At 68.0% G+C, this 25,831-nt stretch carries 23 protein-coding genes and 1 riboswitch; of the genes, 18 read left to right on the top strand and 5 right to left on the bottom strand.

The genetic code is table 11. The features are described from left to right. The first annotated feature begins 95 nt into the window (after positions 1 to 95). The 5 genes from dnaK to PCA_RS08410 all read left to right on the top strand — a co-directional run bounded on the left by dnaK (position 96) and on the right by PCA_RS08410 (position 5,935). Positions 96 to 2,012 carry a molecular chaperone DnaK gene (gene dnaK, locus PCA_RS08430; protein ID WP_181302166.1) on the top strand — a complete coding sequence of 639 codons (1,917 nt, stop codon included), beginning with the start codon at positions 96 to 98 and terminating at the stop codon, positions 2,010 to 2,012. Between the two features lie 71 nt (positions 2,013 to 2,083). Next, positions 2,084 to 2,674 carry a TMEM175 family protein gene (locus PCA_RS08425; RefSeq protein ID WP_181302165.1) on the top strand — a complete coding sequence of 197 codons (591 nt, stop codon included), beginning with the start codon at positions 2,084 to 2,086 and terminating at the stop codon, positions 2,672 to 2,674. Continuing rightward, positions 2,661 to 3,782, top strand: a complete 1,122-nt coding sequence (dnaJ, locus tag PCA_RS08420; protein WP_181302164.1) for a molecular chaperone DnaJ — start codon at positions 2,661 to 2,663, stop codon at positions 3,780 to 3,782. The genes PCA_RS08425 and dnaJ overlap by 14 nt, the downstream gene beginning before the upstream one ends. A 94-nt stretch (positions 3,783 to 3,876) precedes the next feature. Beyond that, complete coding sequence (gene dapB, locus PCA_RS08415; RefSeq protein ID WP_181302163.1) at positions 3,877 to 4,674, top strand: 4-hydroxy-tetrahydrodipicolinate reductase; 798 nt, start codon at positions 3,877 to 3,879, stop codon at positions 4,672 to 4,674. A 44-nt stretch (positions 4,675 to 4,718) separates the two neighbouring features. Further along, a riboswitch (yybP-ykoY riboswitch) is annotated at positions 4,719 to 4,904 on the top strand. Between the two features lie 26 nt (positions 4,905 to 4,930). After that, the gene (locus PCA_RS08410) at positions 4,931 to 5,935 is read left to right on the top strand and encodes a sodium:calcium antiporter (protein ID WP_181302162.1); all 1,005 of its coding nucleotides are present in this window, start codon (positions 4,931 to 4,933) and stop codon (positions 5,933 to 5,935) included. A gap of 7 nt (positions 5,936 to 5,942) precedes the next feature. Here the strand turns inward: PCA_RS08410 and PCA_RS08405 are convergent, their stop codons facing one another. Further along, entirely contained in the window at positions 5,943 to 6,638 is a 696-nt protein-coding gene (locus PCA_RS08405) for a 2OG-Fe(II) oxygenase (protein ID WP_181302161.1), read from the bottom strand. A gap of 212 nt (positions 6,639 to 6,850) precedes the next feature. Here PCA_RS08405 and carA point away from each other — a divergent pair, with 212 nt between their 5' ends. From carA to PCA_RS08380, 5 genes are all read left to right on the top strand, one after another. Continuing rightward, positions 6,851 to 7,978 carry a glutamine-hydrolyzing carbamoyl-phosphate synthase small subunit gene (carA, locus tag PCA_RS08400; protein WP_181302160.1) on the top strand — a complete coding sequence of 376 codons (1,128 nt, stop codon included), beginning with the start codon at positions 6,851 to 6,853 and terminating at the stop codon, positions 7,976 to 7,978. A gap of 1 nt (position 7,979) precedes the next feature. Beyond that, positions 7,980 to 11,207, top strand: coding sequence for a carbamoyl-phosphate synthase large subunit (gene carB / locus PCA_RS08395; protein ID WP_181302159.1), 3,228 nt, complete (start codon positions 7,980 to 7,982; stop codon positions 11,205 to 11,207). Beyond that, positions 11,204 to 11,683, top strand: a complete 480-nt coding sequence (greA, locus tag PCA_RS08390) for a transcription elongation factor GreA (protein ID WP_181302158.1) — start codon at positions 11,204 to 11,206, stop codon at positions 11,681 to 11,683. Before carB ends, greA begins: the two co-directional genes overlap by 4 nt. Positions 11,684 to 11,797: 114 nt before the next feature. Continuing rightward, positions 11,798 to 12,961: a glycosyltransferase gene (locus PCA_RS08385; RefSeq protein ID WP_181302157.1), complete on the top strand. Its 1,164-nt coding sequence runs from the start codon at positions 11,798 to 11,800 to the stop codon at positions 12,959 to 12,961. A gap of 53 nt (positions 12,962 to 13,014) precedes the next feature. Continuing rightward, positions 13,015 to 13,503, top strand: a complete 489-nt coding sequence (locus tag PCA_RS08380; RefSeq protein ID WP_181302156.1) for a hypothetical protein — start codon at positions 13,015 to 13,017, stop codon at positions 13,501 to 13,503. Between the two features lie 75 nt (positions 13,504 to 13,578). Here PCA_RS08380 and ykgO read toward each other — a convergent pair whose 3' ends face one another. The 4 genes from ykgO to PCA_RS08360 all read right to left on the bottom strand — a co-directional run bounded on the left by ykgO (position 13,579) and on the right by PCA_RS08360 (position 17,303). Continuing rightward, positions 13,579 to 13,704: a type B 50S ribosomal protein L36 gene (gene ykgO / locus PCA_RS08375; RefSeq protein ID WP_007080705.1), complete on the bottom strand. Its 126-nt coding sequence runs from the start codon at positions 13,702 to 13,704 to the stop codon at positions 13,579 to 13,581. Positions 13,705 to 13,781: 77 nt separating this feature from the next. Continuing rightward, entirely contained in the window at positions 13,782 to 14,693 is a 912-nt protein-coding gene (locus PCA_RS08370) for a LysR family transcriptional regulator (protein WP_181302155.1), read from the bottom strand. A gap of 262 nt (positions 14,694 to 14,955) precedes the next feature. After that, a complete protein-coding gene (locus PCA_RS08365) occupies positions 14,956 to 16,974 on the bottom strand; it encodes an NADPH-dependent 2,4-dienoyl-CoA reductase (protein ID WP_181302154.1) in 2,019 nt (672 codons plus the stop codon). A 71-nt stretch (positions 16,975 to 17,045) separates the two neighbouring features. Beyond that, the gene (locus PCA_RS08360) at positions 17,046 to 17,303 is read right to left on the bottom strand and encodes an acyl-CoA-binding protein (RefSeq protein WP_181302153.1); all 258 of its coding nucleotides are present in this window, start codon (positions 17,301 to 17,303) and stop codon (positions 17,046 to 17,048) included. Positions 17,304 to 17,404: 101 nt separating this feature from the next. Here PCA_RS08360 and cmk point away from each other — a divergent pair, with 101 nt between their 5' ends. The 8 genes from cmk (at position 17,405) to galU (ending at position 25,772) form a co-directional block, all read left to right on the top strand. After that, positions 17,405 to 18,085 (top strand): (d)CMP kinase, encoded by a 681-nt coding sequence (cmk, locus tag PCA_RS08355; protein WP_181302231.1) that lies wholly within the window; start codon positions 17,405 to 17,407, stop codon positions 18,083 to 18,085. 169 nt (positions 18,086 to 18,254) lie between these two features. Then, the gene (rpsA, locus tag PCA_RS08350; RefSeq protein ID WP_181302152.1) at positions 18,255 to 19,928 is read left to right on the top strand and encodes a 30S ribosomal protein S1; all 1,674 of its coding nucleotides are present in this window, start codon (positions 18,255 to 18,257) and stop codon (positions 19,926 to 19,928) included. A gap of 79 nt (positions 19,929 to 20,007) precedes the next feature. After that, positions 20,008 to 20,271 carry an HU family DNA-binding protein gene (locus PCA_RS08345; RefSeq protein WP_181302151.1) on the top strand — a complete coding sequence of 88 codons (264 nt, stop codon included), beginning with the start codon at positions 20,008 to 20,010 and terminating at the stop codon, positions 20,269 to 20,271. Positions 20,272 to 20,559: 288 nt separating this feature from the next. After that, complete coding sequence (locus PCA_RS08340; RefSeq protein WP_181302150.1) at positions 20,560 to 20,817, top strand: lipopolysaccharide assembly protein LapA domain-containing protein; 258 nt, start codon at positions 20,560 to 20,562, stop codon at positions 20,815 to 20,817. Then, positions 20,814 to 21,986, top strand: a complete 1,173-nt coding sequence (lapB, locus tag PCA_RS08335; RefSeq protein WP_181302148.1) for a lipopolysaccharide assembly protein LapB — start codon at positions 20,814 to 20,816, stop codon at positions 21,984 to 21,986. Before PCA_RS08340 ends, lapB begins: the two co-directional genes overlap by 4 nt. 5 nt (positions 21,987 to 21,991) lie before the next feature. After that, on the top strand, positions 21,992 to 23,014 hold the full coding sequence (locus PCA_RS08330) for a glycosyl transferase family 4 (RefSeq protein WP_181302146.1): 1,023 nt from the start codon (positions 21,992 to 21,994) through the stop codon (positions 23,012 to 23,014). Next, positions 23,001 to 24,896 (top strand): nucleoside-diphosphate sugar epimerase/dehydratase, encoded by a 1,896-nt coding sequence (locus tag PCA_RS08325; RefSeq protein WP_181302145.1) that lies wholly within the window; start codon positions 23,001 to 23,003, stop codon positions 24,894 to 24,896. The genes PCA_RS08330 and PCA_RS08325 overlap by 14 nt, the downstream gene beginning before the upstream one ends. After that, complete coding sequence (gene galU, locus PCA_RS08320) at positions 24,897 to 25,772, top strand: UTP--glucose-1-phosphate uridylyltransferase GalU (protein WP_181302143.1); 876 nt, start codon at positions 24,897 to 24,899, stop codon at positions 25,770 to 25,772. It abuts the gene before it with no gap. Positions 25,773 to 25,831: the final 59 nt, after the last annotated feature.

The following is a 25,831-nucleotide window of genomic DNA, read 5'->3' as shown; positions in this document are numbered from 1 at the left end:
GGGTGCTCCGTCGGCATTGATTCGCCGCACGCGGGCCCCATCTGGAAACCATTGCGCGGTCGTGGGGCCGCCTACGAGATTCGGGAGCTAGACACATGGGCAAGATCATCGGCATCGACCTGGGCACCACCAACTCCTGCGTGTCCGTGATGGACGGCAGCACCGCCAAGGTCATCGAGAATTCGGAGGGCGACCGCACCACGCCGTCCATCGTGGCCTTCAGCAAGGACGGCGAAGTGCTGGTCGGCGCGCCGGCCAAGCGCCAGGGCGTGACCAACCCCAAGAACACGTTCTATGCGGTGAAGCGCCTGATCGGCCGCAAGTTCACCGATGCCGAGGTGCAGAAGGACCTCCACATCGTGCCCTACGGCATCGTCGCGAACGACAACGGCGACGCCTGGGTGCAGACCGCCGACGGCAAGAAGATGGCGCCGCCGGAGATCTCCGCGAAGGTGCTGATGAAGATGAAGAAGACCGCCGAGGATTATCTCGGCGAGCCGGTCACCGAGGCCGTGATCACGGTGCCCGCCTACTTCAACGACAGCCAGCGCCAGGCCACCAAGGACGCCGGCCGCATCGCCGGCCTGGAAGTGAAGCGCATCATCAACGAGCCGACCGCGGCCGCGCTGGCCTATGGCCTGGACAAGAAGGGCGGCGACCGCAAGATCGCGGTGTACGACCTCGGCGGCGGCACCTTCGACGTGTCGATCATCGAGATCGCCGAGGTCGACGGCGAGAAGCAGTTCGAGGTGCTGGCCACCAACGGCGACACCTTCCTCGGCGGCGAAGACTTCGACATGCGCGTCATCGACTACCTGGTCGAGGAGTTCCAGAAGGACCAGGGCATCGACCTGCGCAAGGACCCGCTGGCCCTGCAGCGCCTGAAGGACGCGGCCGAGCGCGCCAAGATCGAGCTGTCCTCCGCGCACCAGACCGAGGTGAACCTGCCGTACGTGACGGCCGACGCCTCCGGTCCGAAGCACCTCAACATCAAGCTCACCCGCGCCAAGCTGGAAGCGCTGGTCGAGGACCTGGTCAAGCGCACCATCGAGCCCTGCCGCACCGCGCTCAACGACGCCGGCCTGCGCGTGTCCGACGTCGACGAGGTGATCCTCGTCGGCGGCCAGACCCGCATGCCCAAGGTGCAGGAGTCGGTGAAGGACTTCTTCGGCAAGGAGCCGCGCAAGGACGTCAACCCCGACGAGGCCGTGGCCGTGGGCGCGGCGATCCAGGGCGGCGTGCTGGGCGGTTCGGTGAAGGACGTGCTGCTGCTCGACGTCACCCCGTTGTCGCTGGGCATCGAGACCATGGGCGGCGTGATGACCAAGCTCATCGAGAAGAACACCACGGTGCCGACCAAGGCCGCGCAGACGTTCTCCACCGCCGACGACAACCAGACCGCGGTGACCGTGCACGTGCTGCAGGGCGAGCGCGAGCGCGCCAGCGCGAACAAGTCGCTGGGCAAGTTCGACCTCTCCGGCATCGACCCGGCGCCGCGCGGCATGCCGCAGATCGAGGTGACCTTCGACATCGACGCCAACGGCATCCTGCACGTGTCGGCCAAGGACAAGAAGACCGGCAAGGAACAGAAGATCGAGATCAAGGCCGGCTCGGGCCTGTCCGAGGACGAGATCAACCGCATGGTCGCGGACGCCGAGGCGAACAAGGAAGAGGACAAGAAGTTCCACGAGCTGGTCGGCACCCGCAACAAGGCGGACCAGCTGGTGCACGCCACCCGCAGCGCGCTGAAGGAACACGGCGGCAAGGTCGGCGCCCAGATCGGCAGCATCGAGGAAGCGCTGTCGGAGCTGGAGAAGGTCAAGGACGGCGACGACAAGGCGCTGATCGAGTCGAAGATCTCCAAGCTGGAGCAGGCCGCGCAGGCGCTGTACGCCGCCGCCCAGGGCGGCCCGGCCGACGCCGGCCCGCAGCCCGGCCCGCAAGGCCCGGCGCAGCCGGACGACGTGGTGGACGCCGAGTTCACCGAAGTGAAGGACGACGGCAAGAAGTGATGTCGTTGCGGCGGCCCGCATGCCTGGCGAAGGCATGCGGGCCGCTGCCGTGAAGACGGCCGGGGAAGGGCATGGGCACAGGCAGACTGGAAGCGTTCACCGACGGCGTGATGGCGGTCGCCCTCACCATCATGGTGCTGGAGCTGAAGCCGCCGCACACCACCGAGTGGCAGGCGCTGCTGGCCTTGTGGCCGGCGGCGTTGAGCTATGTCCTGAGCTTCGTGTACATCGGCCTGTACTGGAACAATCACCATCACATGCTGCGGGCCACCGAGCGCATCAACGGACGCGTGCTGTGGGCCAACCTGCACTGGCTGTTCTGGGTGACGCTGGTGCCGTTCACCACCGCCTGGATGAGCGAAAGCCACTTCGACACGGTGCCCGTCGCCCTCTACGGCGTCGTGCTGCTGATGACGGGCGTGGCCTTCCTGCTGATGCAGCGGGAAATCGTGGCCTTCAACGGCCGCGATTCGCTGCTTTCGCAGGCGGTGGGCAGCGACACCAAGGGCAAGCTGTCGTTGGTGCTGTACCTGTCGGCGCTGGCGGTCGTGGAGTGGCTGCCGTGGCTGTCCTGTCTGTTTTATGCCACGGTGGCAGCGATCTGGTTCATCCCTGATCGGCGCATCGAATCGCGGATCAAGGCAAGCAATGAGCAAGCGTGATTACTACGAAGTCCTGGGTGTCGAACGTACCGTCACCGAGGTCGAGCTGAAGAAGTCCTTCCGCCGTCTGGCGATGAAGTACCACCCGGACCGCTGTCCGGACGATCCGCACGCGCAGGAGAAGTTCAAGGAGGCCAAGGAGGCCTACGAAGTGCTCGCCGACGCGCAGAAACGCCCGCTGTACGACCAGTACGGCCACGCCGCCTTCGAGGGCGGCATGGGCGGTCGCGGCGGCGCCGGTTTCGGCGACATGGGCGACATCTTCGGCGACATCTTCGGCGACATCTTCGGCGGTGGCCGCGGCCGCCAGCCGCGCCGCGGCGCCGACCTGCGCTACATCATGGAGCTCGACCTCGAGGAAGCCGTGTTCGGCATCGAGAAGAAGATCGAGATTCCCACCCAGGTCAACTGCCACCACTGCAACGGCAGCGGTTCGGCCGACGGCAAGACCACGCAGTGCAAGACCTGCCACGGCCATGGCCGCGTGCGCATGCAGAACGGCATCTTCTCGATCCAGCAGGCCTGCCCGCATTGCGGCGGCAGCGGCCAGACCATCGAGAAGCCGTGCAGGCATTGCCACGGCGAAGGACGGCTGGAGGAAACGCGCGCGTTGTCGGTGAAGATTCCCGCCGGCGTCGACAACGGCGACCGCATCCGCCTCACCGGCCAGGGCGAAGCCGGTCCGTCGGGGTCGCCCGCCGGCGATCTCTACGTGGAAGTGCACGTGCGCGAGCACCGCATCTTCCAGCGCGAGGGCAACGACCTCTACTGCGAAGTGCCGATCCGCTTCTCGCAGGCGGCGCTGGGCGCCGAGTTGCCGGTGCCCACGCTGGACGGCGAGGTGCCCATCAGCATCCCGCCGGAGACCCAGACCGGACAGACCTTCCGCCTGCGCGGGCGCGGCGTGAAGTCCGTGCGCAGCGGTCGCGCCGGCGACCTGATCTGCCGGGTGGTGGTGGAAACCCCGGTGCGCCTCACCAAGCAGCAGCGCGAACTGTTCGAACAGCTCGAAGCCAGCCTCAACGACGGCAGGGTCGAGGAGCACATGCCGCGGGCGAAGAACTGGGTCGACGGCGTGAAGCAGTTCTGGTCGCGGGTGACTTCGTAATACTGCAGCGTGCGGCGCGGCGCCATGCCCGCGCCGGTCCGGCATCCTGCTACTCTCGCGCGGTTTGTTCCGCCACGTTTCCGGATTGCACGCCATGACCACTTCCCCGATCCGCCTCGCCATCAACGGCGCTTCCGGCCGCATGGGGCAGGCCCTGATGTCGCTGCTCCGTTCGGACAACCGTTTCGAGCTGGCGTACGCGGTGGTGTCGCCGGGCTCGACGCACGACGGCGAGCCGGTGTGGTTCGGGCACCCGCTGTGCCAGGTACACGACTGGTCGAAGGCGCCGGCGCTCGACGTGGTGATCGACTTCAGCGGGCCGGCCGGCCTGACGGCGACGCTGGATCACTGCCTCGCACACGGCATTCCCCTGGTCACCGGCACCACCGGCCTCGACGCGAGCCTGCAGGCACGGCTGGAAGCCGCCGGCTCGCGCATCGCGCTGTTGCGCGCTGCGAATTTCAGCCTGGGCGTGGCGCTGCTCACGCGGTTGTTGCGCGAGGCCGCCGCGGCACTGCCGGACTGGGATCTGGAGATCGTCGAAGCCCATCACGGCCGCAAGCAGGACGCGCCCTCGGGCACGGCGCTGGCGCTGGGGCGGGCCGCTGCCGCGGCGCGCGACACCACGCTGGATGCCGCGGCGGTCTACAGCCGCGAAGGCCAGACCGGCAAGCGCAGGGCTGGCAGCATCGGCTTTGCGGTGGTGCGCGGCGGCGACATCGTGGGCGAGCACCAGGCGTTGCTGATCGGGCCGGGCGAGCGGCTGGAACTGGGCCATCGCGCCACCGACCGCACGATCTTCGCGCGCGGCGCGCTGCAGGCCGCGCACTGGCTGGTCGGTCGCGCGGCCGGGCAATGGCGGCTGGAGGACGTGCTCGCGTCCACGGGCTGAGCGCGCAAGGGCTTGCCGCGCCTGTCGGCGGCAGCTAGCATCGCCAGCCTGTCATTGGGGAGTAGCCAGCCTCGTCCCCAGAGGCGTTCGCATCAACAGACTTGGTCGCCGCCGTGTGGCGCCATGGTGCGGACAGCAGCGTCGCCAAGCGGCGACTTGCCCGGCGAGACCTTTGGCCAGCGATATGTTCACCCGGCCGGGCGAACGGTGTCGCTGCGCCATCGGTTGTCCCGTTCGCCCGGCCCACGTGCATCCCATGCTGCTCACGTTCTGCCTGTTCCTCGTCTCGGCCGGCGCGATCTATCTCGCCTGCGAATACTTCGTCAACGGCATCGAATGGCTGGGGCGCAAGCTCAAGCTCGGCGCGACCACCACCGGCACCGTGCTGGCGGCGTTCGGCACCGCGTTGCCGGAAAGCGCGGTGACCTTCGTGGCGGTGGTCTTCGGCAAGAGCCCGGAGGCGCGCGACATCGGCGTGGGTGCGGCCATGGGTGGCCCGCTGGTGCTGGCCACCATTGCCTACGCGGTGGTCGGCGCGGCGCTGTGGTTCAACCGCCGCCGCCTGCGGCGCACCGACCGCCTGGTGCGCGTCGACCACCAGCGGCTGGCCCACGACCAGGCCTGGTTCCTGGCGATCTTCGCGGTCAAGGTGGGCCTGGGCCTCGTGGTGTTCGCGCTGAAGCCGCTGCTGGGCGTACTGTTCCTGCTGGCCTACGCGCTGTACGTGTGGCGCGAGATGCGCAGCGACGACAGCGCGCCGGACGAGGAGGAGCTGGAGCCGCTGAAACTGTCGCCGCGGCAGGCCGAGCCGGCGATGCGCTGGGTGCTGGTGCAGACGGTGGCTGCACTGACGGTGATCGCCGCGGCCTCGCGGGTGTTCGTGGGGCAGCTGGAAGCGATCGGCGAGGCCTTTGCCTTGCCGCCGCACCTGGTGGCGCTGGTGCTCAGCCCGGTCGCGACCGAGCTGCCGGAAACGCTCAACGCGCTGATCTGGGTGCGCCAGGGCAAGGAGCGCCTGGCGTTGGCGAACATCTCCGGCGCGATGATGATCCAGGCCACCATCCCCAGCGCGCTGGCGATCTTCGCCACGCCGTGGTTGTTCGACCCGCCGCTGATCGTGTCCGGCGCGCTCACCGCGATTGCCATCGTCTACCTGTGGCGGCTGTTCCGGCGCGGCCACGTGGACGCGCGCCGGCTGCTGCCGGTGGGCCTGTTGTACGGCGTGTTCGCCGCCTACGTGGCCTGGCACTTCGCCCGCTGAGCGCGGCTCAGTCGCGGTGGGCGGCGTTGCGGTCGCGGCCGGCGCCGTAGCGCGTGTCCAGCCGGCCCAGCAGCTTCTTGAACAGGCGGGAGAACTCGCCACGCCTGGTCTTGCGCAGCTTCTCCTCCTCGCTGGTGAGCCAGGCCACCTGGATCACCCGGCGCTCGCCCTCGTAGGGCAGGTGGCCGTGGAAGGAATTCTCGGCGCGCTTGAACACCGCGAACTCGCCGTACAGCGGCGGCAGTTCGGGCGCCACGGTGGCGTCGATGTCGTCGATCTTTTCCAGGAAGCGCAGGCAGCCGTCGCTGGTATCGCGCCATTGCGGGTTGAGGTAGAGCAGGGCGGTGGCGACCTTGGACTTGCTGTCGGTGTGGATGGTGCCGTGGCGCCGGTTCAGCAGCCGGCACAGCGTCACCAGGGTGGGATAGTCGCCGAGGTCGGGAATCCCCAGCCGCTGGCCGATCAGGCCGGCGAAGGCCGGGGCGACGAGCTGTTCCACCAGCGCATTGACCGAGGGGCCGCAGTCGTCCGGGTTCCAGGGAAAGAAGCCGGCGCTGGAATAGGGCGGAAAGTCCCGGTCCAGGTCGCCGCGCGCTTCGTCCGGCAACTGGCCATGCGCGATCATGAACGGAAACGGTTCATGCCGGATCAGGGTATCCGGGCGGTCTAGGCGCGCAGGGTCCAGCAGGGCGGCCGGGTTCATGTACAGGTTTCAATCCGGTGAAAAGACGCGGCGAGTGTAGCGCCGGCAGGCGGTACGGGTGCTGACGGAGTTGGCGCCATTTGTCACGTTCGAAGTGGACAGAAAGGTCCGCGACGCCTATCATTGCGACCCGCCCGAATGTCCTCCCCTCCAAGGTCCCAAGCCTGTCTCGCGCGGCTTGCGGACTTTGCTGCACCCGAAAGGCGGTTCCCATGCCCATCCCCGCACTGCTCGCCCTCGAAGACGGCAGCGTGTTCCACGGCCATGCCGTGGGCGCGACTGGTGAAACCGTTGGCGAGGTGGTCTTCAACACCGCCATGACCGGCTACCAGGAGATCCTCACCGATCCCTCGTACAGCCGGCAGATCGTCACCCTGACCTACCCCCACATCGGCAACACCGGCTGCAACGCCGAGGACGTCGAATCCGGCAAGGTGCACGCCGCCGGCCTGATCGTGCGCGACGTGCCGCGCCGGGCCAGCAACTGGCGCAGCACCGAAAGCCTGCCCGATTACCTCAGGCGCCACGGCGTCGTGGCGATCGCCGGCATCGATACCCGCCGCCTCACGCGCATCCTGCGCGACAAGGGCGCGCTGGCCGGCTGCATCGTCGCTGGCGAGGGCATCTCGGCCGAGGCCGCGCTGGCCAAGGCGCGGGCCTTCCCCGGCCTGAACGGCATGGACCTGGCCAAGGTGGTCAGCGCGACCAGTCCGTACGCCTGGAACGAAGGCGTCTACGACCTCGACCGCATGGCTTTCAACCAGCCGGCCAGGCGCTTCAAGGTGGTGGCCTACGACTTCGGCGTGAAGCAGAACATCCTGCGCCTGCTCGCCGAGCAGGGTTGCGACATCACGGTGGTGCCGGCGCAGACGCCGGCGGCCGAGGCGCTGGCGATGCAGCCCGATGGCGTGTTCCTCTCCAACGGCCCTGGCGACCCGGCCGCCTGCGACTACGCGATCGCCGCTGCCAAGGCCTTCCTCGACGCGAAGATCCCGCTGTTCGGCATCTGCCTCGGCCACCAGATCATGGGCCTGGCGCTGGGCGCGAAGACGCTGAAGATGAAGTTCGGCCACCACGGCGCCAACCACCCGGTGAAGGACCACGGCGACGGCCGCGTGCTGATCACCAGCCAGAACCACGGTTTCGCGGTGGACCCGGCCACGCTGCCGGCGAACGTGCGGGTCACGCACACCTCGCTGTTCGACGGCACGCTGCAGGGCTTCGCGCTCACCGACCGCCCGGCGTTCTGCTTCCAGGGGCACCCGGAAGCGAGCCCCGGCCCCCACGACATCGGTTACCTGTTCGACCGGTTTGCCAAGCTGATGCAGGAGGCCCGCTGAGATGGCCAAGCGTAGCGACATCAAGAGCATCCTCATCATCGGCGCCGGCCCGATCGTGATCGGCCAGGCCTGCGAGTTCGACTACTCCGGCGCGCAGGCCTGCAAGGCGCTGAAGGAAGAGGGCTACCGGGTGATCCTGGTGAACTCCAATCCCGCCACCATCATGACCGACCCGGAGATGGCCGACGCCGTCTACATCGAGCCGATCAACTGGCAGACGGTGGGGCGCATCATCGCCAAGGAGCGCCCGGACGCGGTGCTGCCCACCATGGGCGGCCAGACCGCGCTGAACTGCGCGCTGGACCTCGCCGACAACGGCGTGCTGGACAAGTACAAGGTCGAGCTGATCGGCGCCAAGCGCGACGCGATCCGCATGGCCGAGGATCGCGAGCTGTTCAAGCAGGCGATGGCCGAGATCGGCCTGGACTGCCCCAGGGCGGAAGTCGCGAAGAGCTACGAGCAGGCGGTGGAGATCCAGGTGCGGGTCGGCTTCCCCACCATCATCCGCCCCAGCTTCACGCTGGGCGGTTCCGGCGGCGGCATCGCGTACAACAAGGAGGAATTCGAGGAGATCGTGAAGCGCGGCCTCGACCTCTCGCCGGTGCACGAGGTGCTGGTCGAGGAATCCGTGCTGGGCTGGAAGGAGTTCGAGATGGAAGTGGTCCGCGACACCGCGGACAACTGCATCATCGTGTGCTCGATCGAGAACCTCGACCCGATGGGCGTGCACACCGGCGACTCGATCACCGTGGCGCCGGCGCAGACGCTCACCGACAAGGAATACCAGCGCCTGCGCGACGCCTCGATCGCGGTGCTGCGCAAGATCGGCGTGGACACCGGCGGCTCCAACGTGCAGTTCGGCATCAATGCCGAGAACGGCCGCGTGGTGGTGATCGAGATGAACCCGCGCGTGTCGCGTTCGTCCGCGCTGGCCTCCAAGGCCACCGGCTTCCCGATCGCCAAGATCGCGGCCAAGCTGGCCGTGGGCTACACGCTGGACGAACTGAAGAACGACATCACCGGCGGCCTCACGCCGGCCTCGTTCGAGCCGACCATCGACTACGTGGTCACCAAGATTCCGCGCTTCGCGTTCGAGAAGTTCCCGCAGGCCGACGCGCGCCTCACCACCCAGATGAAGTCGGTGGGCGAGGTGATGGCGATCGGCCGCAGCTTCCACGAGTCGCTGCAGAAGGCGCTGCGCGGCCTGGAGATCGGCAAGACCGGCCTCAACCCGACCGGCCTGGACATCGGCACGGACGAAGGCCTCGCCACGCTCAAGCGCGAGCTGCGCGAGCCGCGCCCCGACCGCGTGTTCCACCTGGCCGACGCGTTCCGCGCGGGCCTCACGCTGGAAGAGGTGTACGGGCTCAGCCGCGTCGATCCCTGGTTCCTCGCCGCGTTCGAGGACATCGTGCTGACCGAGCAGGAGGTCAAGGCGCAAGGCATCGCCGCGCTGGACGAGCCGCGCATGCGCGAGCTGAAGCGCATGGGTTTCGCCGATGCGCGCATCGCCGAACTCACCGGTTCGGACGAGGCCGCCGTGCGCCACCTGCGCCGCACCTTGGGCGTGCGCCCGGTGTACAAGCGCGTGGACTCCTGCGCCGCCGAATTCGCCACCACCACGGCCTACATGTACTCGACCTACGAGGAAGAGTGCGAGGCCGCCCCGACCGACCGCGAAAAGATCGTCGTGCTCGGCGGCGGCCCGAACCGCATCGGCCAGGGCATCGAGTTCGACTACTGCTGCGTGCATGCCGCGCTGGCGCTGCGCGAGGACGGGTTCGAGACCATCATGGTCAACTGCAACCCGGAAACCGTGTCGACCGACTACGACACCTCCGACCGCCTGTACTTCGAGCCGCTGACGCTGGAAGACGTGCTGGAGATCATCGACCTCGAAAAGCCGAAGGGCGTGATCGTGCAGTACGGCGGCCAGACGCCGCTGAAGCTGGCGCGCGCGCTGGAAGCGGCCGGCGCGCCGATCATCGGCACCTCGCCGGACAGCATCGACCTCGCGGAAGACCGCGAGCGCTTCCAGCAGATGATCCACAAGCTCGGCCTGCGCCAGCCGCCGAACCGCACCGCGCGCAACGCCGACGAGGCGCTGGCGCTGGCGCGCGAGATCGGCTATCCGCTGGTGGTGCGCCCCAGCTACGTGCTGGGCGGCCGCGCGATGGAAGTGGTGTACGACGACGCCGACCTGTCGCGCTACATCCGCGAGGCGGTGCAGGTGTCGAACGATTCGCCGGTGCTGCTCGACCGCTTCCTCGACCACGCGGTCGAGGTGGACGTCGACATCATCGCCGACGCGCAGGGCAACGTGCTGATCGGCGGCATCATGGAGCACATCGAGGAAGCCGGCGTGCATTCCGGCGACTCCTCCTGCTCGCTGCCGCCGTATTCGCTGTCCGCCGAGGTGCAGGACGAGATGCGCCGGCAGGCCGCCGCGATGGCGAAGGAGCTGAAGGTCATCGGCCTGATGAACACCCAGTTCGCGATCCAGGGCGACACCGTGTTCATCCTGGAAGTGAATCCGCGCGCCTCGCGCACGGTGCCGTTCGTGTCCAAGGCCACCGGCGTGCCGCTGGCCAAGATCGCCGCGCGCGCCATGGCGGGCCGTTCGCTCATCGAGCAGGGCACCACGAAGGAAACGATCCCGGGCTACTACTCGGTGAAGGAAGCGATCTTCCCGTTCCTGAAGTTCCAGAACGTGGATCCGATCCTCGGCCCCGAGATGCGCTCCACCGGCGAGGTGATGGGCGTGGGCCGCAGCTTCGGCGCCGCGTTCGCGCGCGGCCATGACGCCGCCGGCATCAAGACGCCGCCGCGGGGCAAGGTGTTCGTGTCGGTGCGCGATGCCGACAAGGATCGCCTGCTGCCGGTGGCGCGCGAAGCGCTGGCGAAGGGCTTCACCCTGGTCGCCACCGCCGGCACGGCGGCTTATCTCAGCGGCCACGGCGTGGCCTGCGAGCGCATCAACAAGGTGCTCGAGGGCCGTCCGCACATCGTCGACCTGATCAAGAACGGCGAGATCGTCTATATCGTCAACACCACCGAGGGCAAGCAGGCGATCGCCGACTCGTTCTCGATCCGGCGCGAGGCGCTGCAGCAGCGCGTCACCTATTCCACCACCGTCGCGGGCGCGCGTGCGCTGGTCCATTCGCTGGATTTCCACGGCAGCGAAGACGTGCACAGCCTGCAGGAACTGCACAAGGAGCTGAACGCATGAGCGCTCGCGCCCCCATCACCAAGGCCGGCTCGGAACGCCTGCGCGCCGAGCTGGAACGCCTGAAGTCCGGAGAACGCCCGCGCATCATCGCGGCGATCGCCGAGGCCCGCGCGCACGGCGACCTCAAGGAAAACGCGGAATACCACGCCGCGCGCGAGCTGCAGAGCTTCATCGAGGGCCGCATCGCCCAGCTGGAAGCGCTGCTCTCCACCGCCGAGGTGATCGACGTGTCGCGGCTGAACCCCGGCAGCAAGGTGGTGTTCGGCGCCATCGTGGACCTGGCGGACGAGGACAGCGGCGCCGAGGTGACCTACCAGATCGTGGGCGACCTCGAAGCCGACATCAAGCAGGGCCTGATCGCCGTCTCCTCGCCGATCGCCCGCGCGCTGATCGGCAAGAACGAGGGCGACAGCTTCGAGTTCACCGCCCCGAACGGGGTCAAGCACTACGAAATCACCGGCGTGCGTTATTCCTGAGTGCGGGTTGGAGGTATTGTGCGCGGAACGGTTGGCCACAGGCGTGGTCAACCCGACGAGCCATGCGGGGGCGTGGCCGCTCCCGCCGATGCACATCCGACAACGGTCCGCACCATGCCGCAGCAGAAAATCCTGTTTCTCAGCGTATCCGCCGGTGCGGGCCACATGCGTGCCGCCGAGGCGCTGCGGCTGACCGCAGAGGCTACGCTGCCGCAGGTCGAGACGAAGCATCTGGATGCGATGGACTACGTGCCATCCGCATTCCGCAAGCTGTACACCGATTTCTACATCACGCTGATCAGCAGCTACCCCACGCTGTGGGGCATGCTGTACCAGCGCAGCTCGGACGCCGATCCGGACGGCCCGATGCAGAAGCTGCGGCGTGCCATGGAGCGGCTCGGCACGGGCGACCTGCGCAAGGCGATCAACGCGTTCGCGCCCGACGCCATCGTCTGCACCCACTTCCTGCCCGCCGAAATGCTGATGCACGAGATCCGGCGCGAGCGTTTCACGGTGCCGGTATGGGTCCAGGTCACCGATTTCGACCTGCATGGCATGTGGGTGATCCCACGCATGACCGGCTTCTTCGCCGCCAGCGACGAAATCGCCTTCCGCATGAAGGCCAACCGCATCGAGGCGGAGCGCGTCCACACCACCGGCATTCCTGTGATGCCGGCATTCACCCAGCCCCAGGATCGCCAGGCCTGCGCCGCGCGTTTCGGCCTGGACCCGGCACGGCTGACCATCATGCTGATGGGCGGCGGCGCCGGCGTCGGCAAGCTCGACGAAGTGGCGGCCGCGCTGATGCGGCTCGAACACGATTTCCAGCTCATCGTGCTGGCCGGCCGCAACGAGGCCGCGCTGGCCAAGCTGAAGATCCATGCGGCGGAACATCCGGGGCGGCTGTTTCCGTTCGGCTTCACCAACGAGGTGCCCCAGCTGATGGCCTGCTCCGACCTGGTGATCACCAAGCCCGGCGGCCTGACCACGTCCGAGTGCCTGGCGATGGGCGTGCCGATGGTGGTGTACGCGCCCGTGCCCGGCCAGGAGGAACGCAACGCGGACTACGTGCTGGAACAGGGCGCGGCGCTGAAAGCGATCGACCTGGTCTCGCTCGAATACCGGGTGCGCCAGTTGCTGGCCGAACCGCAGCGCCTGGCGCGGATGCGCGAACACGCACGCCGCCTCGGCCAGCCACAGGCGGCACGACGTGTGCTGGAGATCGTGCGAGGGCAGCTTGAAGGCGGATCGCCGGCAGCCGCGCCGATGGACCATTGAGCGTGCGTCAGCTGGATCAACGCCCCTTGCGCGCAGGGGACGACCTTCCCCCCATGCGCCCACTGGTACTGGTATTGACCGTAGCCTGGACGGTCCTGCTGGCCTTCTTCTTCGCCAACGTGGAGATACAGATCGAGGGCGCCGCCGGCTGGGCGGCGAACCTGCCGACCTGGCGCATCGATCACAACGTGTGGCTGGATATTTTCTGGAGCAGCCGGCCGATGACGGGCTACCACGCGTGGCTGTTCCCGTTCATGGCGCTGTGTTTCCATTTTCCGCTGATCTTCACCGGCCGCTGGAGCTGGCGCGCCGAGGCGCGCGTGTTCGCCTGCATCATGCTGTTCTGGATCGCCGAGGACTTTTTGTGGTTCGTGCTGAACCCGGCCTACGGCATCGCGCATTTCGCGCCGCGCTACATCCCGTGGCACATCCACTGGTGGGGACCGGCGCCCAGCGACTACTGGGTCTCGCTGTCCGTGTCCGCGGCGCTGTTCTGGTGGTCGTGCCGGCCGCCGCGCAGCGGAGGATCGGCAGGCGGCTGAGGCGTTGCGGCATGGCTGCGGGCACGAAAAAGGCCGCGCAGGGCGCGGCCTCTCATGGGCACCGCCGCGCCGGGTTCAGCGCTGGCGAGCCTTGAAACGCGGGTTGCTCTTGCAGATCACGAACACCTTGCCGCGACGACGCACGATCTTGCAGTCGCGGTGCCGCGCCTTGGCGGACTTCAACGAGTTAAGCACCTTCACGGCGAGCTCCTGATACCAAACGAAAAATGTCAGCGGGCAAGTATAACCCGCTGAATCGCCAGCCACAAGTCACCGGTTCAGGCATCCGGGCCGCTGGCCGATTGCTCCGCCGTGGCGAGGAACTGGGCCAGCACCGGCGACGGATCGCCCACGCGGCAGGCCAGCGCCAGCAGCAGGTGGGCGTCCGGGTCGGCCAGCGGCACGTAGCTGACCCCGGCAAGGTGCACGGTGCGCATCGTCGCCGGCACCAGCGCCAGTCCCAGGCCGGCAGCCACCAGCGCCAGCAGGCCGTTGATCTGCTGGGCCTGCTGCACGATCCGGGGCTGGAAGCCGGCTTCGCCGGCCAGCGACCGCAGCCGGTCGTGCAGGGTCGCCGCGAGTTCGCGCGGCTGGCTGACGAAGGCCTCGTCGGCCACCTCGGCCATGCGCAGGCTCTCCCGGCCGGCCAGTACATGGCTGGAGGGCAGGGCCAGCAGCAGCGGTTCGCGGTCCAGCACGCTCAGCCGCAGCTGGCGCGCATCCTGGACGTGGCGGGGTTCGTCGCGCACGAAACCGACGTCGATCTCGTTGGCCAGCAAGGCCGCGAACTGGGCTTCGGTATACATCTCGCGCAGTTGCATGTTCACCCCCGGCGCCGCTTGCCGGTGGCGCAGCAGGGCGCGCGGAAGGGCGGGGTGGAACGACACCGATACCGTATAGGCCAGTCGCAGCTGGCCGCTGTGGCCCGCTGCGGCTGCAACGGTGCGGGTGCGCGCCGTTTCGGCCTGGGCCAGGATATGGCGAGCCTGTTCGAGGAACACCTGGCCCGGTTCGGTCAGCGTCACCTTGCGCTTGCTGCGTTCCAGCAGGGGCACGCCGAGGTCGCGCTCCAGCGCCTGGATCTGCTGCGACAGCGGCGGCTGCGAGATATGCAGACGGATGGCGGCGCGGGTGAAGCTCAACTCCTCGGCGACCGCGATGAAGTAGCGCAACTGGCGGAAGTCGAACATAGTCGTTTTCCATATAAGGAACGATCTAAATATATATTAGATACTTGAACGCGTCGCTCATAAAATAGCCCTCGCCCCACCATCACCCCCCTCCCCCGATGGTGGCGGCCTCGCCTCGCGGCGACGCTGAAAACGATACTGGCCACTCCCCCCCCGGGCCGTATCGATGCGTCGCGTCGCGGGGCGTTTTCTTTGTACCCGTCGTCGCGGCCGGCAGTCCCGGCCGCGGCGGTGCGCGTGGCGACGCAGCGGGCGTGCGACCTCAGAGCCGGCAGGCCAGCCGCGTTCCCTGATCGATGGCCCGTTTCGCATCGAGTTCGGCGGCCACGTCCGCGCCGCCGATCAGGTGCGCGGTGATGCCCAGGCTCGCGAGATCGTCGGCGAGGCGGCGCTCCGGTTCCTGGCCGGCGCAGATCACCACGTTGTCGACCGGGAGAAGCTGCGGTTGTCCATCGACGCTGATGTGCAGGCCCTGGTCGTCAAAGCGCTCGTACGCCACGTTGCCCAGCATGGTCACGCGCTTGGCCTTGAGCGTGGCGCGGTGCACCCAGCCGGTGGTCTTGTTGAGCCGGGCGCCGGGGCGGCCTGCGCTGCGCTGTAGCAGCCAGACCTGTCGCAGCGGCGCTTCCGGCTGCGGCGGCGCGAGGCCGCTGCGCCGGGCGAGCTGCATGTCCACGCCCCATTCGCGTGTCCAGCGCGCCACGTCGGTGGTGGGGGAGGGCTGCTGCTCGACCAGGAATTCGGCCACGTCGAAGCCGATGCCGCCGGCGCCGACGATCGCCACCCGTGCGCCCACCGGCCGCTCGCGCGCCAGCACGTCGAGATAGCCCAGCACGCGCGGGTCGTCGCTGCCCGGAAAGGCCGCGTGGCGCGGCGTGACCCCGGTGGCCACCACCACCTCGTCGTAGCCGGCCGCCTGCAATGCGGCGGCGCCAGCCTCGTGACCGAGCTTCAATTCGACTCCGGCGTCGGCGAGGCGGTGGTGGAAGTAGCGCAGGGTTTCGTGGAATTCCTCCTTGCCCGGGATGCGCTTGGCGCAGTTGAACTGGCCGCCGATCTCGGTGGCGCGGTCGATCAGGGTCACCGCGTGGCCGCGCTCGGCCAGCGTGGCGGCGCAGGCCATGCCGGCCGGACCCGCACCGACCACGGCGATGCGCTTGCGCTGCGCCGCGGGTTCGATTTTCAGTTCGGTCTCGTGGCAGGCGCGCGGATTGACCAGGCAGCTCGCACGTTTGTTCTGGAACACGTGGTCCAGGCAGGCCTGGTTGCAGGCGATGCAGGTGTTGATGCGTTCGCTGCGGCCGGTTTTCGCCTTGTTCGCCCACTCGGGATCGGCGAGGAAGGGGCGTGCCATCGACACCATGTCGGCGTCGCCTTCGGCCAGCACGCGTTCGGCCACCTCGGGCATGTTGATGCGGTTGGTGGCGACCAGCGGGATCGACACTTCGCCTCTGAGCTTCCGCGTCACCCAGGCGAAGCCGGCGCGCGGCACGCTGGTAACGATGGTGGGCACGCGCGCCTCGTGCCAGCCGATGCCGGTGTTGATGATGCTGGCGCCGGCGGCCTCGACGGCTTTCGCCAGTGCGACGATCTCTGCCAGGTCCTGGCCGTCCTCGACCAGGTCCAGCATCGACAGCCGGTAGATGATGATGAAGTCGCGGCCTACGGCCGCGCGCGTACGGCGCACGATTTCCACCGGCAGGCGCATGCGCCGTGCGGCATCGCCGCCCCAGGCGTCGCTGCGCCGGTTGGTGTGCGCGGCGATGAACTGGTTGATCAGGTAGCCCTCCGAACCCATCACCTCGACGCCGTCGTAGCCGGCCTCGCGGGCGAGTTCGGCGCAATGCACGAAGTCGCGGATGGTGCGCTCCACGCCGCCGGCGGACAGCGCCCGCGGCGTGAACGGCGTGATCGGCGACTTGATCGCCGAGGGCGCGACCGACAGCGGGTGATAGCCGTAGCGGCCGGCGTGCAGGATCTGCATGCAGATGCGACCGCCTTCGGCGTGCACCGCATCGGTGAGCTTGCGATGGCGCGGCTTGTGCCAGGGCAGGCTCAGGCGGCCGCCGAACGGCTTCAGCCAACCCTGGATGCTGGGCGCGATGCCGCCGGTGACCATCAGCCCCACGCCGCCGCGGGCGCGCTCGGCGAAATAGGCGGCCAGCTTGTCGTAATCGGCGGCCTTGTCTTCCAGCCCGGTGTGCATCGAGCCCATCAGGATGCGGTTGGGCAGGGTGACGTGGCCCAGGTCCAGCGGGGCGAACAGGTGGGGGTAGTCCATGGCGCGACCGTGTTCAAACGATCGTATGAATGTGCCTGTTGCGGGGCGCGGACGCAAGCAGGGCCCTTGGCTCAGGCCTGCAACTGCTCCACCAGCGCGATGTAGCGGCGCATGGCCTCGTCCGGCGACACCCCCTGCAACTGCAGCCAAGCTTCATGCTTGGCGGTGCCCACGAAGTCGAAGAAGCCGGGTTGCTCGCCGCGGGCGTCGCCCTCCGAGCCCTGCTTGTAGAGCGCGTAGAGCTTGAGCAGGGTGTCGTTGTCGGGGCGGTAATCCAGCCGTTTCACGCCCTCGGCGGCCTGATCGAATGCTTGGCGAAGATCGTTCATGGCGAATCGGCGAAGCGTGCGCATGGAATTTCGATATGGTACGCGATGCCGCGCAGGCCGGCGCGATACCATGCGGGCCTTTCGCCTTGCCTGGATTCCCCATGAGCCGAACCGCTCCCGTTCCCGTGCTGACCATCGACGGCCCCTCGGGCTCGGGCAAGGGCACGATCAGCCGGCGGGTGGCCGAACACCTGGGCTGGCGGCTGCTGGATTCCGGCGCCCTGTACCGGGCGGTGGGCTATGCCGCGGGCGCGGCAGGGCTGGACTTGTCCGATGCCGACGCGGTGACCCGCTGTGCCGAGACCACGAAGATCCGGTTCCAGCCCAGCGCCGACGGCAGCGACACCCGCATCCTGGTCAACGGGCACGACGCCACCGACGAATTGCGCACGGAAACCGCCGGCGCGGCGGCCTCGGCGATCGCCTCGATCGCCCCGGTGCGGCAGGCGCTGGTGGACCTGCAACTGGGTTTCCGCAAGGCGCCGGGCCTGGTCGCCGATGGGCGCGACATGGGCACGGTGATTTTCCCCGATGCGCCGTTCAAGGTGTTCCTTACCGCCAGCGCCGCCGAGCGGGCGAAAAGGCGCTATAAGCAGTTGAAGGAAAAGGGGCTGAACGTTACACTAGCAAGTCTGCAACGCGAGATCGAGGCGCGTGACCACCGCGATGCGTCGCGGACGGTCGCCCCGCTCAGGCCCGCGGCGGGGGCCGTGCAGGTGGATACCACCGGCATGAGCATCGATCAGGTAGTCGCAAAGGTTCTCGCCGTCGTGCAGCCCTGAACCGGGCGGCGCGATGGTTTTCGTTCTCCGGCCATGCTGGCCGGGGCTCAACCATGGTGGCGACGGGCGTCCCGCAAGGGCGTTCCCGAGACACCCCAACCGGTGGATTGCTGCCGACATAGACCCGCATGCGGGCATCGCAGCCGTCCTTTCCCAATCTGGAATCAACATGACCGAAAGTTTTGCCGAACTGTTTGAACAGAGCCAGCAGGCCATCGCCAAGCTGAAGCCCGGCGCCATCGTCACCGGCATCGTGGTGGAAGTCCGCAACGACGTCGTCGTGATCAACGCCGGCCTGAAGAGCGAAGGCATCGTCCCGATCGAACAGTTCAAGGGCGAGGATGGCACCCTCGAGGTGAACGTCGGCGACCACGTGAAGGTGGCTCTCGAAGCCCTGGAAGACGGGTTCGGCGAAACCAAGCTGTCGCGCGAGAAGGCCAAGCGCTCGATGGTGTGGGACGACCTCGAGGAGGCGTTCGACAAGGAAGAGACCATCAAGGGCATGATCTCCGGCAAGGTCAAGGGCGGCTTCACCGTCGACATCAAGGATGTCCGCGCCTTCCTGCCCGGCTCGCTGGTCGACGTGCGCCCGGTGCGCGAGCCGACCTACCTCGAGGGCAAGGAACTCGAGTTCAAGATCATCAAGCTGGACCGCAAGCGCAACAACGTGGTGGTCAGCCGCCGCGCCGTCGTCGAGACCGAGTTCTCCGCCGAGCGCGAACAGCTGCTGGAGCGCCTGGTCGAGGGCGCCGTGATCAAGGGCGTGGTGAAGAACCTCACCGACTACGGCGCGTTCGTGGACCTGGGCGGCATCGACGGCCTGCTGCACATCACCGACATGGCGTGGAAGCGCGTGCGCCACCCGAGCGAAGTCGTCAACGTCGGCGACGAGCTGGAAGTGCGCGTGCTGAAGTTCGACAAGGAGCGCAACCGCGTTTCGCTGGGCCTGAAGCAGCTGGGCGACGATCCGTGGGTGAACATCTCGCGTCGCTACCCGGTGGGCTCGCGCCTGTTCGGCAAGGTCTCCAACGTCACCGACTACGGCTGCTTCGTCGAGATCGAGCCGGGCGTCGAGGGCCTGGTCCACGTGTCCGAGATGGACTGGACCAACAAGAACGTCAACCCGGCCAAGGTGGTGCAGGTCGGCGACGAGACCGAAGTGATGGTGCTGGACGTGGATGAAGAGCGTCGCCGCATCTCGCTCGGCATCAAGCAGACCCGTTCCAACCCGTGGGAAGCCTTCGCCGCCATGCACAAGAAGGGCGACAAGGTCTCCGGCCAGATCAAGTCGATCACCGACTTCGGCGTGTTCATCGGCCTGGACGGCGGCATCGACGGCCTGGTGCACCTGTCCGACATCTCCTGGCAGATGTCCGGCGAAGACCTCGTGCGCAACTTCAAGAAGGGCGACGAGATCGAGGCCGTGGTGCTGGCGGTCGATCCGGAGCGCGAGCGCATCTCGCTCGGCATCAAGCAGATGGAGCAGGACCCGTTCGGCCAGTTCATGGCCAGCCACACGCGCGGCAGCATCGTCACCGGCACGGTGAAGGAAGTGGACGCCAAGGGTGCGGTGATCGACCTGGGCGAGGGCGTGGAGGGTTACATCCGCGCCAACGACATCGCCAAGGAGCGCATCGACGACGCGACCCAGCACCTGAAGGTGGGCGACAAGGTCGAGGCCAAGTTCACCGGCATGGACCGCAAGGGCCGCCAGCTTTCGCTGTCGATCCGCGCCAAGGACGAGGAGGACGTGCAGGAAGCGCTGGCCGAGTATTCCTCGGCTGCCGGTGGCACCACCAAGCTCGGTGCGCTGCTCAAGGAGCAGCTCAACAAGGCCGAGTAAGCGTTGCGGAACCGGCGCGGGGCGGCAGGACTGCCCCGCGCCATGCAGCGCGGAGACACACGTCGCGGACACGGGGACCATGACCAAATCCGAATTGATCGAAGCGCTGGCCAGGCGCCAGACCCATCTTGCGTTCGCCGATGTCGAGCTGGCGGTCAAGGAGCGGATCGAGGTGCGCGGCTTCGGCAGCTTCGCCCTGCATTACCGGCCGCCGCGTATGGGGCGCAACCCCAAGACCGGCGACTCGGTGGCGCTGCCCGGCAAGCACGTGCCGCACTTCAAGCCCGGCAAGGAACTGCGCGAACGCGTGAACCTGGGGCAGGAAGAAAGCGCGGCCGGCTGACGCCACGCGTGCAGGCAGATGTTCGAAGGCAGGCGGCGCGAGCCGGTCCTGCCTTTTTGTTTGCCTTGGCGGGGACGGCCCCGGTCGGCGGCCGCCACCGCTCCCGCGGCCGAATCGTCGCGCCCCCATCCTGGAACGTGCAGCCATGGGCGGCAGCCCGTTTGATTCCCGCGATCAAGGACGATCGCCAGGCTGTGCGTGCCGGTTCCCTCGGCCACGGCTGAATCCGGACAGCGCGACGGCATCCGCGTGCTGTGCCGCCCACGGATGATCGGGTAAAGTCGCCGCATGCGACTGATCGCGATACTCGTCCTGCTGTTTTTCGTCGCCGCCGGCGTGGTGGTGGGTGCCCTCAACGCCGATCTGGTCGGCTACGACTTCGCGTTTGCGCGGGTGTCCGTGCCCAAGGGCGCGGCCTTGCTTGCCGTGCTGGTGCTGGGCTGGCTGCTGGGCGGCCTCACCGCGTGGCTGGGCATGAGCCTGCGGCAGCGGCGGCTGCAGCGGCAACGGCGCAAGGAGTCCGGCAAGACGCCGGCCGCTGCATGATGCCCTGGTATGCGTTGCTGCCGCTGGCGGCCATCGCTTTCGCGCTGGGCTGGTGGGCCTCCCGCCGGAGGAATGCGCGGCGCTCGGGCGCGGCGGTCAACGAGCTCTCGTCGGACTACTTCCGCGGCCTGAACTACCTGCTCAACGAGGAGCAGGACAAGGCGATCGAGGTGTTCCTGCGCCTGGCCGAGTACAACCGCGACACGGTGGAGACGCATCTCGCGCTGGGCAACCTGTTCCGCCGCCGGGGCGAGGTGGACCGGGCGATACGCCTGCACCAGCACCTGGTGTCGCGGCCGAACCTGTCCGAGCCGACCAAGACCGTGGCCTTGCTGGAACTGGGCGAGGACTACATGCGTGCGGGCCTGCTCGATCGCGCCGAGGCGCTGTTCAGCGACCTGGTGGCGATGAACGCGCACGCGCCCTCGGCGCTGCGCCACCTGATCGCGATCTACCAGCACGAACGCGACTGGAACAAGGCGATCGAGCACGCCCGCCGGCTGGAGGTGATGACCGGCGAGGAAGAGGCGCCGATGATCGCCCAGTTCTACTGCGAGCTGGCCGAGCGCTCGCGCCAGCATGGCGCCCGGATCGAGGCGCGCGATTATCTGGACCAGGCCTTCCGCTGCCAGCCCGATTGCGTGCGCGCCTGGATGCTGACCGGACGGCTGCGGTCCGAGGAAGGCCAGCATGCCGAAGCGGTGCAGGCATACGAGGCCGCGATAGGCGCGGACATCGCGTTCGTGCCGGAGATCCTGCCGCCGCTGCTGAACAGCTACGCCAGTTCGCAGCAGATGGATCGCGCCGAGCGTTTCCTGCGCGAACTGCTGGAGCATTACCACGGCATTTCGCCGGTGCTGGCGCTGACCCGGCTGTACCAGCAGCGCGACGGCCAGCGCGCGGCGGTGGCCTTCCTGACCGCGCAGCTGCGGCAGCGCCCCTCGGTGCGCGGCCTGATGGAGCTGCTGGAAGCCACGATGGACCGGATCGAGGGCGAGGCGCGCGAGAACTTCCTGATCCTGCGCGACCTCACCCGCAAGCTGCTGGAAGGCCAGGCGATGTACCGCTGCAGCCGCTGCGGCTTCGGCGCGAAGGCGCATCACTGGCAGTGCCCCAGCTGCAAGAGCTGGAGCACGATCCGGCCCATCCACGGCGTCGCCAACGAGTGACGTCCGTGGCCACGACCATGGGATGGTTGCTGCTGTCTTTCCTGATTGCGTGGCTGTCGGCGCGGGCGGCGATCGCCTATGCGCATCGCCGCGGCATGCTGGATCGTCCTGGCCAGCGACGATCCCACACCGTGCCCACGCCGCGCGGTGGCGGTATCGGCATCGTCGTCGCCGGCATGGTTTGTCTGCCAGGTGCGCTGCTTGGCGCGGGGGAGCTCTGGCCTGCCGTCGTGGTGGCCGCCGTGGTGGCGGGTCTGTCGCTGGTTGCCTTGGCAGGCTGGTGGGACGACCACCGGTCGCTGCCCATCCTGCCGCGGCTGGGCGCGCAATTGCTTGCGGTGCTGCTGTTTGCCGCTGCCCTGGCGGCGACCGGCATGTCGTGGTGGTGGCTGCCGGCGTTGCTGCTGGCGGGTGCCTGGAGCGTCAACCTGCACAACTTCATGGATGGCATCGATGGCTTGCTGGCCCAGCAGGCGATGTTCGTGGCCGCCGGCCTGGCCGGCCTGGCCTGGGCGGCGGGACAACCCGCGCTGGCGCTGGCCGCCGGCTGCTTCGCGACGGCCAGCCTCGGTTTCTGGTGCCTGAACCGGCCGCCGGCGCGGATCTTCATGGGCGATGTGGGCAGCGGCAGTGCCGGATTCCTGATCTTCGCGTTCTCGGTGCTGCTGTGGCGGGTCGATGCGCAACTGCTGTGGCCGGCGCTGATCCTGTCCTCGGCGTTCGTGGCGGACGCCAGCCTGACCTTGCTGTCACGGTTCCTGCGCGGGAGGCGCTGGTACACTGCGCACCGCGAACATCTGTACCAGTGGTTGGTCAGGCGGGGGCGCACGCATGCCGGGGGAGGCGTGATCTACATGACATGGAACCTGCTGTTCGCTGCGCCGTCGGCCTGGTTGGCCTGGAGTCATCCAGGCGCGGGCTGGATGGTTACCATGGCAGTCTATATGGCTGCGGCGGCGATCTGGCTGCTGCTGAAGCGCCGCTGCCTGCGGCGACATTCGCCAAGGGACCGTCATGTCGCTGCGTAAATTCATCGGCATCATCCACCCACGGATGGCGGTCATGCTGCATGACCTGGCCATGGCCGCGCTCGCGTGGTGGATCGCGAAGCTGCTGCGCTACGCGGTGCGGCCGGAAGACGTGGTGCACTTCCGCTGGTTCGAATTCCCGGTGGTGCTGGTGGCGCAGGGCCTGATCTTCCGCTGGACCGGCTTGTACCGGGGCGTCTGGCGCTTCGCCAGTCTGCCGGACCTGTGGAACATCCTGCGCGCCGTGGTGCTCGGCTCGGCCGTGGTCTGGTTGCTGCTGTCGATGCTCAACCGCTTGCAGGGCGTGCCGCGTTCCATGCTGCTGCTCTACCCGGTGGTGCTGGCCTTGATGCTGGGTCTGCCGCGGCTCACCTACCGTTACTGGAAAGACAGCCGCGGCGGCGTGACCGGCGCGCGCTCGGCGCGGCGGGTGATGATCCTCGGCGCGGATCGGGCCGGCGAAGTGCTGTCGCGCGACCTGCAGCGCGACGGCGGCTACACGATGGTGGGCTTCCTCGACGACCGTCCCGCGCTGCGCGGCGCCAGCATCAACGGCCACCCGGTGCTGGGGCAGTTCGACCAGTTGCCGGAAATCGCCCGCGAGACCGCCGTCGAGATGCTGCTGATCGCCTTGCCCTCCGCGTCGGTCGGCGAGATGCGCCGGGTGGTTGCGCTGTGCGACCTCAGCGGCCTGCCGTACCGGACCATTCCGCGGCTGGACGACGTGGTCGCGGGCCGTGCGCAGTTCAACGAGATCAAGGAAGTGGCGATCGAGGACCTGCTCGGTCGCGACGCGGTGGAGCTGGACTGGACCGCGATCCGCGAGACGATCAGCGGCCGCCGCGTGCTGGTCACCGGCGGCGGCGGCTCGATCGGTTCGGAGCTGTGCCGCCAGGTGGCGCGGCTGGGCGCGCAGTCCCTGGTCGTGATCGACCACAGCGAATACAACCTCTACCTCATCACCCGCGAACTGCGCACGAACTATCCCGAGCTGCTGCTCGAGGGCGTGCTGGCCAATTGCGGCGACAGCGTGCTGATGCGCAGGGTGCTGGCCGAAGCGCGCCCCGAGGTGGTGTTCCATGCCGCCGCCTACAAGCACGTGCCGATGCTGCAAGGCCAGCTGCGCGCGGCCTTCCTCAACAACGTGCTGGGCACGCGCACCATGGCCGACCTCGCGCGGGACGCCGGCGTCGAATGCTTCGTGCTGATTTCCACCGACAAGGCGGTCAACCCCACCAGCGTGATGGGCGCCTGCAAGCGCATCGCGGAGATCTGGTGCCAGAACCTCAACGCCCATGCCGCCACCCGCTACATCACGGTGCGCTTCGGCAACGTGCTGGACTCGGCCGGTTCGGTGGTGCCGTTGTTCCGCCAGCAGATCCGCGAGGGCGGCCCGGTCACGGTGACGCATCCCGAAATCTCGCGCTACTTCATGACCATTCCGGAAGCCTGCCAGTTGATCCTGCAGGCGGCCAGCCTGGGCGAGGGCGGCGAGATCTTCGCGCTGGACATGGGCGAGCCGATGAAGATCCGCGACCTCGCCGAGCAGATGATACGGCTCGCCGGCAAGAAGCCGGGCAGCGAGATTCCCATCGTCTACACCGGCCTGCGCGCCGGCGAGAAACTGTTCGAGGAGCTGTTCCACCCGCTGGAACAGTACAGCGCCACCCGGCACGCCAAGATCTTCCTGGCGCAGCACCGCCAGGTGTCGTGGGAGCTGCTGCAGGCCATGATGAACAAGGCGGCCGAGACGGTTGCGGCGGACAACGACGAGGATCTGCGGCGCTGCGTCTCCAGCCTGCTGCCGTCGTTCCGCTGGAGCGAGACGGCGCAGCCGGACAACGTGGTTTCGATCCGTCGCCAGGAAACAGGAGAGAAGTGAGTGAGCAAGCCCTTGCGCAAGGTGGTTTTCCCCGTGGCCGGCCTCGGCACGCGCTTCCTGCCCGCCACCAAGGTGGTGGCCAAGGAGATGCTGCCGGTGCTGGACAAGCCGCTGATCCAGTACGCGGTGGACGAGGCCGTCGATGCCGGGGCCGACACTCTGATCTTCGTCACCAACCGCTACAAGCACGCCATCGCCGACTATTTCGACAAGGCCTACGAGCTGGAGGCGAAGCTGCACGAGAAGGGCAAGGATGCGCTGCTCGCGCTGGTGCAGGGCACCTTGCCGAAGCATGTGCGCGCCATCTTCGTCACCCAGCCCGAGGCGTTGGGCCTGGGTCATGCCGTGCTGTGCGCCAAGCCGGTGGTGGGCGACGAACCGTTCGGCGTGATGCTGCCCGACGACCTGATCTGGAACGGTACGGGCAAGGGCGCGTTGCGCCAGATGGCCGAGGCCGGCGAGCGTGAGCAGGCCGGCGTGATCGCGGTGGAGGAAGTGCCGCACGAACAGACCGACAAGTACGGCATCGTCGATGCCGTACCGGTGGACGAGCGCAGCGCGCGCATCCGCCACATGGTGGAAAAACCCAAGCCTGCCGAGGCGCCGTCCAATCTCGCCGTGGTGGGCCGCTACGTGCTGCCGGGGCGCATCTTCGAGCTGCTGGAACGCACCACGCCGGGCGCCGGCGGCGAGATCCAGCTCACCGACGCCATCGAGGCGCTGCTCAAGGAGCAGGGCAAGGTACTGGCCTGGCGCTTCGAGGGCACCCGCTTCGATTGCGGCAACAAGGCCGGCCTGGTGCGCGCCACCATGCACATGGCGCTGCAGGACCCGAGCCTGGCGCCGGTGGTGCGCGAGATCGCCGCCACGCTTTGATGCGACGAGCCGACACGCGCGGCTGACCGCTGCGGCTTTGCCGTGCCAGAATCGCGGCC

Origin of the sequence: Rhodanobacter sp. PCA2, from assembly GCF_013620825.1 — a bacterium.
GTDB lineage: Bacteria > Pseudomonadota > Gammaproteobacteria > Xanthomonadales > Rhodanobacteraceae > Rhodanobacter_A.
This window is presented reverse-complemented; position numbering and strand designations above follow the sequence as displayed.

Coding starts and splice junctions, on each gene's coding strand:
- PCA_RS08360 (WP_181302153.1), bottom strand. CDS start 17,303: ATGAACGATCTTCGCCAAGCATTCGATCAGGCCGCCGAGGGCGTGAAA.
- rpsA (WP_181302152.1), top strand. CDS start 18,255: ATGACCGAAAGTTTTGCCGAACTGTTTGAACAGAGCCAGCAGGCCATC.
- lapB (WP_181302148.1), top strand. CDS start 20,814: ATGATGCCCTGGTATGCGTTGCTGCCGCTGGCGGCCATCGCTTTCGCG.
- PCA_RS08405 (WP_181302161.1), bottom strand. CDS start 6,638: ATGAACCCGGCCGCCCTGCTGGACCCTGCGCGCCTAGACCGCCCGGAT.
- dnaK (WP_181302166.1), top strand. CDS start 96: ATGGGCAAGATCATCGGCATCGACCTGGGCACCACCAACTCCTGCGTG.
- PCA_RS08425 (WP_181302165.1), top strand. CDS start 2,084: ATGGGCACAGGCAGACTGGAAGCGTTCACCGACGGCGTGATGGCGGTC.
- PCA_RS08380 (WP_181302156.1), top strand. CDS start 13,015: ATGCGCCCACTGGTACTGGTATTGACCGTAGCCTGGACGGTCCTGCTG.
- PCA_RS08365 (WP_181302154.1), bottom strand. CDS start 16,974: ATGGACTACCCCCACCTGTTCGCCCCGCTGGACCTGGGCCACGTCACC.
- dnaJ (WP_181302164.1), top strand. CDS start 2,661: ATGAGCAAGCGTGATTACTACGAAGTCCTGGGTGTCGAACGTACCGTC.
- PCA_RS08410 (WP_181302162.1), top strand. CDS start 4,931: ATGCTGCTCACGTTCTGCCTGTTCCTCGTCTCGGCCGGCGCGATCTAT.
- PCA_RS08325 (WP_181302145.1), top strand. CDS start 23,001: ATGTCGCTGCGTAAATTCATCGGCATCATCCACCCACGGATGGCGGTC.
- carB (WP_181302159.1), top strand. CDS start 7,980: ATGGCCAAGCGTAGCGACATCAAGAGCATCCTCATCATCGGCGCCGGC.
- PCA_RS08340 (WP_181302150.1), top strand. CDS start 20,560: ATGCGACTGATCGCGATACTCGTCCTGCTGTTTTTCGTCGCCGCCGGC.
- PCA_RS08385 (WP_181302157.1), top strand. CDS start 11,798: ATGCCGCAGCAGAAAATCCTGTTTCTCAGCGTATCCGCCGGTGCGGGC.
- dapB (WP_181302163.1), top strand. CDS start 3,877: ATGACCACTTCCCCGATCCGCCTCGCCATCAACGGCGCTTCCGGCCGC.
- PCA_RS08370 (WP_181302155.1), bottom strand. CDS start 14,693: ATGTTCGACTTCCGCCAGTTGCGCTACTTCATCGCGGTCGCCGAGGAG.
- greA (WP_181302158.1), top strand. CDS start 11,204: ATGAGCGCTCGCGCCCCCATCACCAAGGCCGGCTCGGAACGCCTGCGC.
- carA (WP_181302160.1), top strand. CDS start 6,851: ATGCCCATCCCCGCACTGCTCGCCCTCGAAGACGGCAGCGTGTTCCAC.
- PCA_RS08345 (WP_181302151.1), top strand. CDS start 20,008: ATGACCAAATCCGAATTGATCGAAGCGCTGGCCAGGCGCCAGACCCAT.
- cmk (WP_181302231.1), top strand. CDS start 17,405: ATGAGCCGAACCGCTCCCGTTCCCGTGCTGACCATCGACGGCCCCTCG.